14 protein-coding genes are annotated in these 13467 nt (G+C 47.0%); 6 read left to right on the plus strand and 8 right to left on the minus strand.

Annotated features, from left to right (window positions below; translation table 11 throughout):
• Positions 1-183 precede the first annotated feature (183 nt).
• The 4 genes from moaA (at position 184) to HRR27_RS00790 (ending at position 3300) form a co-directional block, all read left to right on the plus strand.
• Positions 184-1185, plus strand: coding sequence for a GTP 3',8-cyclase MoaA (moaA, locus tag HRR27_RS00775; RefSeq protein WP_173269383.1), 1002 nt, complete (start codon positions 184-186; stop codon positions 1183-1185).
• 26 nt (positions 1186-1211) lie between these two features.
• Positions 1212-1460, plus strand: coding sequence for a molybdopterin converting factor subunit 1 (gene moaD, locus HRR27_RS00780; protein ID WP_173269385.1), 249 nt, complete (start codon positions 1212-1214; stop codon positions 1458-1460).
• A gap of 3 nt (positions 1461-1463) precedes the next feature.
• Positions 1464-1943, plus strand: coding sequence for a molybdopterin synthase catalytic subunit MoaE (moaE, locus tag HRR27_RS00785; RefSeq protein WP_243830855.1), 480 nt, complete (start codon positions 1464-1466; stop codon positions 1941-1943).
• Positions 1944-2091: 148 nt separating this feature from the next.
• Positions 2092-3300 carry a molybdopterin molybdotransferase MoeA gene (locus HRR27_RS00790; RefSeq protein WP_173269387.1) on the plus strand — a complete coding sequence of 403 codons (1209 nt, stop codon included), beginning with the start codon at positions 2092-2094 and terminating at the stop codon, positions 3298-3300.
• Between the two features lie 81 nt (positions 3301-3381).
• On the opposite strand, the gene HRR27_RS00795 is transcribed toward HRR27_RS00790, so the two are convergent.
• Positions 3382-3645 carry a hypothetical protein gene (locus tag HRR27_RS00795; protein ID WP_173269391.1) on the minus strand — a complete coding sequence of 88 codons (264 nt, stop codon included), beginning with the start codon at positions 3643-3645 and terminating at the stop codon, positions 3382-3384.
• 111 nt (positions 3646-3756) lie between these two features.
• Between HRR27_RS00795 and moaC the strand changes: the two genes are divergently transcribed.
• Both moaC and HRR27_RS00805 read left to right on the plus strand, forming a co-directional pair.
• Entirely contained in the window at positions 3757-4248 is a 492-nt protein-coding gene (gene moaC, locus HRR27_RS00800; RefSeq protein WP_173269393.1) for a cyclic pyranopterin monophosphate synthase MoaC, read from the plus strand.
• On the plus strand, positions 4235-4525 hold the full coding sequence (locus HRR27_RS00805; RefSeq protein WP_173269395.1) for a GIY-YIG nuclease family protein: 291 nt from the start codon (positions 4235-4237) through the stop codon (positions 4523-4525). The genes moaC and HRR27_RS00805 overlap by 14 nt, the downstream gene beginning before the upstream one ends.
• Here the strand turns inward: HRR27_RS00805 and HRR27_RS00810 are convergent.
• From HRR27_RS00810 to HRR27_RS00840, 7 genes are all read right to left on the minus strand, one after another.
• On the minus strand, positions 4504-6819 hold the full coding sequence (locus tag HRR27_RS00810) for a bifunctional diguanylate cyclase/phosphodiesterase (RefSeq protein ID WP_173269397.1): 2316 nt from the start codon (positions 6817-6819) through the stop codon (positions 4504-4506). The two genes, HRR27_RS00805 and HRR27_RS00810, sit on opposite strands and share 22 nt — an antisense overlap.
• On the minus strand, positions 6816-7688 hold the full coding sequence (locus HRR27_RS00815) for a phosphate/phosphite/phosphonate ABC transporter substrate-binding protein (RefSeq protein ID WP_173269400.1): 873 nt from the start codon (positions 7686-7688) through the stop codon (positions 6816-6818). The genes HRR27_RS00810 and HRR27_RS00815 overlap by 4 nt, the downstream gene beginning before the upstream one ends.
• Positions 7689-7986: 298 nt before the next feature.
• Complete coding sequence (locus HRR27_RS00820; protein WP_173269402.1) at positions 7987-9804, minus strand: DEAD/DEAH box helicase; 1818 nt, start codon at positions 9802-9804, stop codon at positions 7987-7989.
• A gap of 462 nt (positions 9805-10266) precedes the next feature.
• Positions 10267-11640, minus strand: coding sequence for a TRAP transporter large permease (locus HRR27_RS00825; RefSeq protein WP_173269404.1), 1374 nt, complete (start codon positions 11638-11640; stop codon positions 10267-10269).
• Positions 11640-12191 (minus strand): TRAP transporter small permease subunit, encoded by a 552-nt coding sequence (locus HRR27_RS00830; RefSeq protein ID WP_173269408.1) that lies wholly within the window; start codon positions 12189-12191, stop codon positions 11640-11642. Before HRR27_RS00830 ends, HRR27_RS00825 begins: the two co-directional genes overlap by 1 nt.
• A 129-nt stretch (positions 12192-12320) precedes the next feature.
• Complete coding sequence (locus tag HRR27_RS00835) at positions 12321-12749, minus strand: hypothetical protein (RefSeq protein ID WP_173269412.1); 429 nt, start codon at positions 12747-12749, stop codon at positions 12321-12323.
• A 15-nt stretch (positions 12750-12764) separates the two neighbouring features.
• The gene (locus HRR27_RS00840; RefSeq protein ID WP_173269415.1) at positions 12765-13301 is read right to left on the minus strand and encodes a hypothetical protein; all 537 of its coding nucleotides are present in this window, start codon (positions 13299-13301) and stop codon (positions 12765-12767) included.
• Positions 13302-13467: the final 166 nt, after the last annotated feature.

The raw sequence follows: 13467 nt of genomic DNA on the forward strand, positions 1-13467 counted from the left end.
TGTAGCCTGGATCCCTGATGTTTTCTGGACCCTCTTTAATCCTTCCTAATACATTGATTAATAATATAAATTAGAAAAAACTTATGTCTTGTTGATTTTGTTTAAAAGTTCTTTACAATGCGTTATACCCACGAGGCGATAATGCTTTATCAACGTAAACCGGGCTAACTAGAGCAAATAATTATGCGTAATGAGTTGATTGACCCATTTAACCGAAAAATTGAATATGTGCGTGTTTCCGTCACCGACTTATGTAACTACCGTTGTGGTTACTGTATGCCGGAGCAAGGCGTGCATCCTGATGGTCATCATAAAGAGTACTTGTCTTATGAAGAATTAGCGCGAATCATTAAAGTCTTTACTAAGTTAGGCGTGAGCAAAATTCGTTTAACGGGTGGAGAGCCCTTGGTTCGTAAGCGTTTGCATGAACTCGTGGAAATGATTAAGCCATACGAGGGGTTGGAAGACATCGCCTTATCCACCAATGCGCATTATCTTGACCGCGAAGCGGAAGCTTTAGTTAAGGCAGGCGTCAACCGCTGTAATATCTCGATTGACTCACTTCGTCCGCAGCGCTTTAAAAACATCACGCGCGGTGGTGATTTGGAAAAGGTGCTTGCTGGCGTTGATAAAGCATTGGAAGTCGGCATGAAGCCGGTGAAATTCAATATGGTGGTGATGAAAGGCACTAACGACGACGAAATCGAAGCGATGGTCGATTACGGTATTGAGAAAGGCGTTGAAGTGCGTTTTATTGAAACTATGCCTATTGGTCCTGCCGGCGTATCGATGATGGATCAGCATTATGCTGCCGAGAAGATTTTGAAACGCATCAAAGCCCATGTCGGTGCCGATTTGCTTCCATCAACAGACCGTTCCGATGCCGGTCCGGCAAGAAATTTTCATATTGCTGGAACCAATGCCCGTATTGGTGTCATCTCTGCCGTCTCTAACCACTTTTGCGATACCTGTAATCGTGTGCGTCTAACCGCTCGCGGGGTCTTGGCTTTGTGTCTTGGGCAAGAAGATTCGGTCGATTTGCGTAGTCCATTACGCGACGGCGTCAGCGATGAGGAATTAGAACAAATCATCATCGCGGCCATCGCCAAAAAACCAGAACGTCATTTCTTTAGAGAAAACGTTCACAATATCGAATTCAGACAAATGGTTCAGCTTGGCGGTTAAGCCAGCAAATTAACGAGGATAAGAAGATGTTAAATATTCTGTATTTTGCCAGTTTCCGTGAAGTATTAGGCCAAGCGCAAGAGCAAATGCCAGCTGATTACAACACCGTTGAATGTCTACTAAAAGCATTGGCTGAACGTGGTGAAGCGTGGCAGCAAGCTTTATTGCATAATCAGAACCTGCAAATCGCGGTTAATCACGATGTCGCTAATCGCAGCACGGCGATTAAAGCCGGTGATGAGGTGGCTTTCTTCCCTCCAGTAACAGGAGGCTAATTGGTGACGAATCCAGAACCGATGTTTCCCCACATTCGAATTTGTGAAGAGGATTTTGACTTAACCACCGAAGCGGCAAATTTGCGTGCCGGCCATAAAGATATCGGTGCGGTGGTGACCTTTGTCGGCACGGTACGCGATATTAACGAAGGCGACGAAGTGTCCATTCTGGAATTGGAACACTATCCTGGGATGACTGAAAAAGCGCTGGAAAAAATCCGTTTGGAAGCGCATCAGCGTTGGCATCTCGAAGCCAGTCATATCATCCACCGTATCGGTAAAATGTATCCGTGTGATCAGATTGTGATGGTGGCCGTTGCCAGTCGTCACCGTGAAAATGCGTTCCATGCGGCGCACTTTATTATGGACTACCTAAAAACCAACGCCCCTTTCTGGAAAAAAGAAACCCTGCCGGATGGCTCTGAGCGTTGGGTGGATGCGAGAGTGTCGGATAAAGAGGCGGAGTCGCGCTGGGCTAAATAATGGCCTTTTTACGTGACTTTTTTGTTGGATAGCGGGCTCCGCTACTCATGTATTCGCAGATAGACTCCGTTGCTCGCCAGCCAATTCAAGTTCGAGCAAAATACTCATTTTTGATAATCAAATTAAACCAAGTCAATCGAGTTAAACCATGAAAACTTTTGATGAAACACTTTATGCCTTGCTGAATGACGTGCAGGTGACGACCAAAACTGAAACCATCAATGTTGCCGATGGTCTGTACCGCATTTTGGCAGAAGATATCGTTTCTAGCGTGAATGTGCCGCCGCATGATAACAGTCAGATGGATGGTTACGCCTTACACAGTTTTGATTTGGAGCATGCCGATACTTTTCCTGTCAGCCAGCGTATCGCCGCCGGCGCAGTGGGAACGGAGTTAGAAAACGGTACCGTTGCTCGTATCTTTACCGGCGCGCCGATTCCGCCGGGAGCCAATCAGGTGGTGATGCAGGAAGACACCGAAGAGGTGGATGGTCAAATTCGCATAAAAGTCAAAGCCAATCCGAACGAGAATATCCGTAAGAAAGGCGAAGACATTCAAGTCGGACAAACCATTCTCAAAGCCGGTACGCGTCTGCGTCCGCAGGAATTAGGTTTAGTCAGCTCGATCGGCATTGGTGCAATTAAGGTTTATCAGCCGCTGAAAATCGCCACTTTTACCACGGGCGATGAGTTGTTGGAGCCGGGCGAAGCACCGCAAGAAGGTAAGATTTATAACGCCAATCGCTATACCCTCAGCGGCTTGATTCCGCAGCTTGGTTTTGAACTGATTGACCTAGGTCGGGTGGAAGATACGTTGGAAGCCACCGTTGATGCGATTGCCAAAGCGGCTGAGCAAGCGGATGTAGTGATGACCACCGGTGGTGTTTCGGTGGGTGAAGAAGATCATATCAAACCGGCGATTGAGCAGTTGGGTAGCCTTTACACTTGGAAGGTGAAGATGAAACCGGGTAAACCGCTGGCGTACGGCAAGATTAAAGCGCAAAAAGGCACGATTCCTTTCTTCGGCTTGCCGGGCAATCCGGTGTCGGCGTTTGCCACCTTCAAATTGTTTGCGCGTCCGTATTTAATGAAAATGCAAGGGGCTAGCCAAATCAAAACCAATCCGATTTGGTTGGCCGCCGATTTTGATTGGCCGAAAGCCAATTTTCGTCGCGATTTTTTGCGTGCACGCATTACCAACAAGCGACAAGAGTCGGTCATCGAAATTTATCCGCAGCAAGGCTCTGGTGTGTTGATGTCCGCTTCTTGGGCGGAAGGCTTTGTGGTGATCCCGGAAGATACCACGATAGCTAAAGGTGATAAGGTCGCTTTCTATCCGTTCAGTACGTTTGTATAAGAATTGAGCTAAGCCTTAACGAACAAAGCCGCAGTAATGGCGTTTACTGCGGCTTTGCTGTGTTTATTTCTTTTGGGTTTATTAGTTAGCGTAGGGTATCGGCTCTCTCGTCATGGTTTGCGTTTGAGTACGGGTCTGAGTCTGAGCCATGGTTTTATCGCCATTACCTTCTTTTGAGCCTTTATATTGATGTTTTTTCTGTTCGCCGCTCCCGCTGTGGTCGGCTGACTGGCTGTTAGAGCCTTTATATTGGTGTTGTTGTCCTGAGCCATTGCCGGCAAAAGCCGTGCTGGCGAACAGTGCGGTGATAGCGGTTGTGATCGCAATTTTTTTTATTGTTTGCATGGTTTTTCTCCTTTGTGCGGTAGGCATTATCGGCAAACAAAATGAATTTAAACTGAAAAATCTGCATTTAATGCGTATAAGTGCATTGAATTACGTTAAGGAGAATTTTAAATGGCGAATGAACTAACTCACTTGGATGAAAAAGGGCAGGCGCGTATGGTTGATGTCAGCGCAAAAGATCATACCGAGCGTGAAGCGCGGGCGATGGCAGTGATTAATATGTTGCCGCAAACCTTAGCGATGATTGCCCAAGGAAAGCATAAAAAAGGTGATGTACTGGCAACGGCGCGTATTGCCGGCATTATGGCGGCGAAACGTACGCCAGATATTATCCCGATGTGCCATCCGTTATTATTGACCTCGGTAAAAGTGGAACTGACGCCAAATTTCGAGAATAACTCGGTGGAAATTATCGCTATCTGTAAATTGGTCGGCCAGACCGGTGTTGAGATGGAAGCCTTAACCGCCGCAACGGCTGCCGCACTAACACTCTATGATATGTGCAAAGCGGTTGATAAAGGCATGGTGATTGACCAGGTGCAGTTGTTGGAAAAGAAAGGCGGTAAGTCAGGGCATTGGTTGCGAACGGGTGACCAAGTTTAGTTCAACAACAGCAAGTTGGCAGGTATATTTACTGCGTTGCGCCGATAATACCTTGTATTGTGGGGTGACCAATAATTTGTCGCGTCGACTGAGGCAACATAATGGTGAGCTCAAAGGGGGCGCGCGCTATACCCAAATGCGTCGTCCGTGCCGATTGGTCTATCAAGAAGCGTGTTCTAATCGGCAAACCGCTTGTCAGCGCGAATATGCGATCAAGCAACTTCCCAGACGCCTGAAAGAGAGCTTGCTGGCTGATTACACTGGTTTTGAGTCATAGATTGCTGGATGCTTAGCTTGGGGTTTATCCAAATAATAGCCTTGCCCCATGTCGATGCCCAAATCATAGCAAGCCCGCAGCGTAGCAGGGGTTTCGATAAATTCAGCGATGGTACGCTTGCCTAAGCCTTTCGCGACCATCACCATACTCTCCACAAATAGACGGTTTTCACGGGAGCTATCCAAGTTCCGAATAAAAGTGCCGTCGATTTTTAACACATCTACTTTTAGATGTTTCAGGTAGGCAAAAGAGGCGAAGCCGGTGCCAAAATCATCCAAGCAAAGTACGCAGCCGATGTCATGCAGGGCATTGATAAAGGTGATGGCGTCTTGAATATCCGCAACGGTTTCGGTTTCGGTTAGCTCAAACTGGATGCGTTGCGGTGCGACTTGATAATGCGCCACTGTGGCTTTGATAAAATCAGGCAAGGAAGCGTCCGCAAATGAGCGACCAGATAAGTTGATGGCAATATCTGGCATATCAGGATGTCCTGCCAACATTGCGATGCTATGTGTAATCACGTAACGGTCGATGAGAATAATCTGTCCGTTCTTCTCGGCAATTGGGATAAATTCGTTCGGATAAATTAACTTGTTAGTGTGCTTGTCTTGCAAGCGAATCAGTACTTCTAAATGATGAATCTGTTGTGTGGCGCAGTCGTAAATCCCCTGAAAATGAAGCTCAAAGCGTTCATTTTCCAACGCGCTTTCAATCGCTTCTGTCCAAGTTAAACGCGCTATTTCTTGATCCAAGCGAGTGTCGTTTGGATTATAGATGGCAAACGTATTTTTGCCCTTGGCTTTGGCGTGATACATGGCGATATCCGCGTGTGACGGTAACATTCTCGGATCGCTACTTAAGTGCGGATAGAAAGAGATGCCGATGCTGGTGGTTAGGCGAATCTGTTGTGTGCCAAAGTCGTGGTGACTGTTTGCTAAGGCGTTGATGATGCGCTGCGCCAGTTGTTCCGCTTCGTTTTGATCGTTCACAATTGATAGCAGCGCAAATTCATCGCCGCCCAGACGGAACAGCCATTCATCTTGGCGCTTTAAGGAGCGCATGGTATTGGCGACAGCAATCAGTGCTAGGTCTCCGCGAGCGTGTCCAAAATTATCGTTAATTAATTTAAATTCATCGAGATCGAAAAACAGCAGTGCCAGCAATTGATTGCGGCGTTTGGCATGCGCTGCCATGCTTAGGAGTTGAGGTTCAAAACCGTGTCGATTATTTAGGCCGGTCAGCGGGTCATAATTGGCCATCTGAATTAGGTCATTTTCCATTTTTTTCTGTTGAGTAATGTCTTCAAACACCCACAGATGACCGTTGCCGGAATGGTTTTGTTTCACGAGCATATGCGACTGTAAGATGGTTCGTCCATCTGACAGGGTGCATTCAGAACGCTGTTCGCCAGAACGATTCACGTTAAGTTCTTGATGCGCGACCACGTGCACGGGGGCGTGTTCAATAATGCTTTCGCGCGATTTCTGATAAATTGGCGTTTCTGGGTTTAGGCACCAGATTTCAAAAAACTGCTGATTATGGTATTCAATCATTTTGTCGGCGTTTTCAAATAAGATACCGACATTCATGGTGTCGAGCAGAGAATGCAGGCGGTTTTGTTCCAGTTCGACAAGGAGGCTGCGTTGTTCAATCGATTGGCGTAAGGCCTCAAAACTTTGGCCGAGGATGCCGATCTCGTTTTCACCCAATTTGGGCACCGGGGTTTGATAGTCGCCGCGAAGCATCTTTTGGCTTGCTGCTTTAAGTTGATGCAGTTCTTTGGTGAGTAAATTCATCAATAAACTGGTTAGCAGGATGGTGAGTATAATCGCTAGGGTGGTGAGCACGATCATTTCTTCGCGCAGCTCTTTTTTGAGGACGGCGTATTGTTTAAAACTGAGTTGGTAGTCAATTGTACCAACCGTTTCGCCGGCGATAATGAGAGATACCTTGTCGTTAAAGCTTTTGCTGTCGGCCTGTTTTTCCGTTATCTGGTGTTGAGCTGCGACGAGATTGAGCGCCGCGTCACGCACCTCAATCGAGCTTAATTCCGGATGATTGGCCGCGATTTGGGCGAGCTGCGAATTAAGGTTAGCGTAGTCTTGTGTGAAAACTAGGGGAGCCAGTGAGATGTTGAGAAACTCAGAAAATTGTTGATGAATATTGTGCTTTTCTTTTTCAGAAAAATGGCTGATGGAGTCGTTAATATTCATGATTAACAGTAAGAGCAGCAGCAATAAGCTGCCGCTAATCGCCATATTGATTCGGTTGGATAATCCGGAAAACCTTCTCATTCCACTTGTTCCTTGCGGTGCTCTGGATTAAGCATTCCTAATTCATTCAAAAAGGCATCCAGTTGCGGCATGTCCTGTGGTGTTTGTGGGCGTCCGCCTTGTAAACCTTGCGCGCTAAAATAACCTTTCCCAGCAGCGGTCGTATCAAAGGTGAGGAAGGCGTGTCGTAACAGAGTGATTTTTTCTTTGCCAAGGCGTTTATGCGCCATGAGGGCAAAGCCCGGAATGTATTCTGATTGGAACAGCTTGATTAAAGTGTCCTTGCCGGCAAGTTTGCCGTTTTCCCAAATGGGTTTGCCAAAGCCGGCCAACGGGTAAATTCCATTAATGACCGCCAGCATGGCGCTTTGATGTGAATTGGTTTCGATAATGTCAATGTCAATGCCGGGGCGCAATCCCGCTCGAATTAAGGCTTGGCGGCTTAAGTAGTTTACGATGGCCGTACGTGGCGGCAGAATAATTTGTTGTCCGGTAAAGTCTTGCAGGCGTTTTGCCGGGTGTGCTTGATTGGTGACAATGACCGCATAAGATTGGTTGCGAGTAAAGCCAAGCCATTCGTATTGTCCGCTCAATTCCGCTAGCCTGCCCATGTGCGGTGCCGCAAGTATAATATCGTAGGTTTCGGCACGAATGCCGGCACTGAAGCGGGCAAAATTAGGGGCGCTAATAAAATGTATCGGAGTTTGCAGAACATCTGAAAAATGCGTTTTCAGTGGTTGATGAGCCTGAATTAGATGGGGGGGCGTGGCATATGGAAACAGCGCCATATTCAGACTGGGTGGTGTCTGTTGGGCGTGTGCTAAGCCGTTGAATAACAGTATGAATAACAACGTCATGTGTAGCGAATGCCGAAGCTTAAGCATTTTCATGATAAAGGCTCACTAAAATTGAGGGCAGAAGCGTATTTCATTTGGTTGCGAGCTAACCATTTAGCGATCGCCTATCCTAGGATTTAAATTGCGTTTGATGGGTTGCGTATTCAAGCAATGCCATGTCTATAGAGGGGTTATTCTACCCTAGTTTGTATACGGGTAAAGCCTTGTCTGGCTTGTTATGCAGGGATGGGAGGTTCTTCTGGCGGGGTGTTTTTTGTGGGACAAAAAAAAGCAGCCGAGTCGAAACTGCGGCTGCTTTCATTTTTACGTGTTTTGTTCGCTTAGCGAGATATTAATCGCGAGGCTTTCTGCGCGCACGTGGTGCAGCAGGATTTGGTTTAGCGTCTTTATTACTGTGACGGCTTAAACGCACGCGTTCAGTCCCTTGTGATTTTACTTCGGAAATTTTTAGTTGTTGTCCACATACCCACGCTTTTTTCAAATCAGCAAGGGCATCTTTCGACATCTTTTCCGGAAGGTCAACCATTGAATAACTGTCTTCGATGGTTAGCTGACGGATAAATTCGCTGTCGATATTCGCTTCGTTAGCAATACAACCCACGATATTACCTGGACGAACGCCGTGTGAGCGGCCGACTTCGATACGGTAACGGCTCATGCCTTCATCCGGCGCGCTGCTTTGACGGCGTGGTTTACGTTCCGCACCACCGTCACGGTTATCGCGACGTTCACCACGGTCGCCACGGTTGTTGCGATCGCCACGACGGTCGTCACGCTCAAATCCACGGTCGCCACCGCTTCGCTCACGAGTCGAAACTTCACGCACAGGCTTGTCTTCGATAAAGAAAGGCACGTCGCCTTGCATCATACGTGCAAGCGCGGCAGCAATTTCAGCGGCCGGAACGTTTTGCTCGTTTTCAACTTGTTCGATTAGGTTTTGGTAGAAGCTTAAATCATCTTGACCAAGCGCTTCAACAATACGCGTTTTGAAACGATCTACGCGAGTGTCGTTAATGGTTTGCGCTGACGGTAAGTGCATTTCGTCAACTAATTGTTTGGTAGTGCGTTCAATCGATTTCAGTAAACGGCGCTCGCGCGGTGTAACAAACAGTATCGCAGTACCGGAGCGACCAGCACGACCAGTACGACCGATACGGTGCACGTAGGATTCGTTATCTTGCGGGATATCAAAGTTAACAACATGGCTGATACGTGGAACATCAAGACCACGAGCAACGACGTCGGTTGCGACTAAAATATCCAGTTTGCCGGTTTTCAATTGGTCAACAATGCGTTCACGTTGATTCTGAGCAATATCGCCATTCAGTGCGGCGGCTGAGTAACCGCGCGCTTCCAGTTTTTCGGCCAAGTCAATGGTGGCATTTTTGGTGCGCACGAAGATAATCATGCCGTCAATTTCGGAAGACTCTGCTTCTAAGATACGAGTTAGCGCATCAAGTTTGTGCCCTCCGCTGACCAGTAAGAATTTTTGTGCAATCGTGATGGCCGTCGCTGTTTTTTGCTTGATGATGACTTCAATCGGATCGTTCAGGTAGTTGCTGGCAATACGGTGGATTTCGTTTGGCATCGTGGCTGAGAAAAGCGCAATTTGACGTGTATCTGGCGTGTGTTCAAGCACCCACTCAACGTCATCGATGAAGCCCATACGGAGCATTTCATCGGCTTCATCCAAAACCAACAGTTTTAGATCGTCCAGTTTTAGCGTGCCTTTACGCATATGATCCATAACACGACCTGGCGTACCAACAACCACTTGCACACCGCGTTTTAGTGCGCGGATTTGTGAGCCGTAATCCGAACCACCGTAGATGGGTAGAACGTGGAAGCCTTTCATGTGGTGCGCGAATGTTTGGAAAGCTTCAGATACCTGAATCGCCAATTCGCGCGTTGGGGCAAGCACTAATACTTGTGGGTTTTTCTGGCTGGTATCTGCGTTGCTCAGTGCTGGTAGGGCAAAAGCCGCAGTTTTTCCAGTACCAGTTTGTGCCATACCTAAGATGTCTTTACCAGAAAGTAGGGCAGGAATGGCCTGCGCTTGAATCGGGCTTGGCGTTTCGTAGCCGATTTCGGCAATTGCGGTAAGAATTTCTGGTTTTAGGCCAAGGTCTTTAAAAGTGACGTCACTCATCGGGTGTCCTTATCGAATTAAATCGTAGACTTGCCCGGAATAGGAAAAGAAAAACTAAGGCAAAGACAGAGACGCTTTGCACTGCTGCATCGCTTCGGCAGTCGATTATGTGAGCCGAGCATGAGCTTGCTATTCTGGGGCAAATTTGTGTTCATAAAACGAGCACCTTTGCAGCAAAACAGCATCGCATAAGCGAATTGGAGAGATAGCAAATGGCTCTATACTTGGAGGCGTACCGACAAATCAAGAGAAAGCGCGGTAACGCCTCGGTATTAATGTGATTACGTACTTAGCGTAGCGTGTTTTTTCAGCGGGCTTAGAAAGTTTCTTATAAAGAAAATCTAACGCCCCATTAATACAGGGCGCAGATTGTACTAAGTGATTGAGGTAAAAGCAAATTTACTTTATCTGAAAATGCCTTTTTAAACGAAATAGTTCAATTTTACGCTAAATTTTTCTCGTTCAGTCACCATAAATTACGCTGGGCAACCAAGTGACCAGTTCCGGCCAGATAGCAAGAATGACCAAGACTGAGAGTTGGATGGCAATAAAGGGGGCTGTCCCTTTGTATAAATCGGCGGTTTTTAAATCTGGTGGCGCAACACCGCGTAGGTAGAAGAGCGCAAAGCCAAATGGCGGCGTTAAAAAAGCAGTTTGTAGGTTGATTGCAATCATGATGCCCAGCCAAATCGGATCAACCCCCATCATCAGTAGAATCGGCGCGACTACTGGCACGACCACATAGGTGATTTCGATAAAGTCTAGGAAGAAGCCCAGAATGAACATCAATGCCATGACAATTAACATTGCAGTAAAGATGCCGCCCGGTAAATCGGAGAGCAGGTCATGCATTAAATCGTCACCGCCTAGACCACGGAACACCAGCGAGAAGAAGGCTGCGCCGATGAAAATCAAAAAAATCATACTGGTGACTTTAAGTGTGTTTTGCAGCACCGCTTGCAGGGTAGCCAGGTTTAATTGTTGATTAAATAGTGCTAGGAATAACGCGCCCAGTGCGCCTAAGGAGGCGGCTTCGGTTGGGGTGGCAAAGCCGCCTAAAATCGATCCAAGGACGAGTAAAATCAACAATAGTGGTGGAACGAGGCTTTTAATCACCCGTTTCCCTAAGCCCGGAGCGACCGGGGTACCAAGATGGTTCGGAACTTTTTCTGGATGACGCATCGCTTGGAAGAATAGATACCCCATATAAAGTACCACTAGAAGCATTCCGGGCAGAAGCGCGCCAATAAACAGGTCACCAACTGAAAGCGGCTCGGGGGAGAATATTCCTTGGTTCAGCTGCGCCTGTTGGTAGGACGAGGATAAGACGTCGCCCAATAGAATCAACACGATTGAGGGCGGAATAATTTGTCCAAGGGTGCCGGCTGCACAGATGGTGCCACTCGCCAGTTTTGGGCAGTAGCCTTGTTTAAGCATGGTGGGTAGCGCCAATAATCCCATGGTGACCACGGTTGCGCCGACAATCCCGGTGCTGGCGGCGAGCAGCATCCCGACAATGATGACCGCAATCCCCAAACCGCCTTTAATACCGCGCATCACCTCGTCCATGGTGGTCAGTAGGTCTTCCGCCAATTTGGATTTTTCTAGCATAATGCCCATAAACACAAACAGCGGTACTGCTATCAATGTTTGGTTGTTCATAATGTCAAAAATACGGTTTGGGATGCTTTGTAGGAAGGCCATGTCGAAAGCGCCGAAAAAATTTGCGGTAAGAGCAAATAATAACGACACGCCGGCAAGCGTCAAAGCCACCGGAAAACCGGCCAATAAAAATAGAAAAATAAATGCAAATAGCAGCAGTGATAACCATTCCATTACAGCTTACCTCCTTGTATTTTCGGCGTTTCATCGTCATTTTGATGGGTGCGAATTGCCAAGCTGTTTTTAGCGATAATCGCTAGTGCTTGCAACAGGAGAAGACTCGCCATCAGAGGTATTAGGGTTTTGAGTAGATAGACATAGCCGATGCCTGCTGATTCCGAAGAGCTTTCTTGAATCGCCCAACTGTTACTAACATATTCCGCGCTACTCCATAAAATAAATAGGGTGACAGGTAGGGTAAACAGCAATGAACCGAGTAGATTGATCCAGTGTTTACGTGCCGGGCTATAGCGACTGTAAAAAACATCAACGCGCACGTGTTCATCGTGTAAATAGGTATAGCTGATGCCAAGCATAAAGAGAATGGCATGATTGTAAGTAATCGCCTGTTGCAAGGCGATCGAGCCTGTGTCAAAGCCGTAACGCAACACGACGACCAGGGCGGTAATGAGCACCAAACTGAGTACGCTCCATGCGACAAAGCGCCCAATTTTATCTTGTATCAATTGATGGAACTTGAGATAGGTTTGTAGAAAATTATCCATAAAAATCATCTTATTAAGTCTTTGTTGCCGGCTATTTTAGCGATTTTTACGATGGATGGGCGAATTGTAGGATAAGGGGGGTGGAAAAACCCACTGTCAGCCGTGGCAGTGGGTGCTTGTTGGATTGGGTTAAAAATCGAATAGGATATCGTACACCACCCGAGTTTTACGGTGAATTAGCACGATGTCGCCGCCTATGCGTACTCGAATTAAGTCGTCCGGTATTCTTGGAAGACGAGCTTCAATATCACGTGGTAAACGCTGGTAACGTAACTTATCAGGCAGTGGTTGGTGCAAATAATAGGGGCGTTTATAGTGACCGGGCGGTGTGCGCTGGTAGCCTTTCTTTTTGTATTTATCTTTGCTTTTATAGTGCGGATGGTAATAGTCGTACAGGCGGTAATTGTCATCCTGGCTAAAACGATAATTGTAATAGCGTTCTTGATGTGGCGCCGGGGCTTGGACGACAGTGTGGTGCTGAACGACACAGCCATTTAACCAAAAGGTGCTGCCTAAAAGAGTGGCAAGCAAGCCATTGCGTAAAGTGAATATTTTCATAACGCCTCCAGATGTCTATCGATAAGAGCGGGCAAATGGCGCCTGTGCAGCATCTTGCTGTTTAGGGCGCTTAGTTTCATGTTTGAAAGCTGGGTTTGGTCGTTGCAAAGTCGGTTTTGGCGTGGACACTTTGCGTTCTTGTTGTGAATTTAGCTTAGCATTTAGCGGATCCATGCGGCGTTTCTTTTTGTCATCTGGGGTATCAATTTTAACGGTCGGTTTTTTATGCAGCACGGGTTTGGGCGCAACCTGGATAGAGCGGCTAGGTGGCGTAAAAGTGCTTTTATCGGGTTTTACTTGATGGTTTGTGCGTTGTTTGTCGTGCTGTTTTTCGCGTGATTTTGGGTGGTGAGGATTTTCACGTTGGTGTTCGTAGTGCACATTTTTTGGCGGCAAGGGCGTTGGATAATAGCGGTAGTATTGCGATGGCTCGATTTGGTAGACTCGATAACTCTGGTGTTGCGGATGATGGACTACGCAGCCGTTCAGAACCATTACACTGCCAAATAACATCAATAAGCGATAAAACAAGGTCTGTTTCAAAATGTTCATCGGTCTACTCCTGCGCTTAAATTAGGGTGATGCTTGTAGTAGACCACAAACTGACGTCGACAAATTTGCAACAAATTCGCAACAAGTCTGCACAAACTCTGAAGCCACAACGATTCCTACGAGTGGACAATTTCGCCGACAATTTTGTTTACAATAAGCGCATTCA

It is taken from the genome of Thiosulfatimonas sediminis (assembly GCF_011398355.1).
Lineage (GTDB): Bacteria > Pseudomonadota > Gammaproteobacteria > Thiomicrospirales > Thiomicrospiraceae > Thiomicrorhabdus > Thiomicrorhabdus sediminis_A.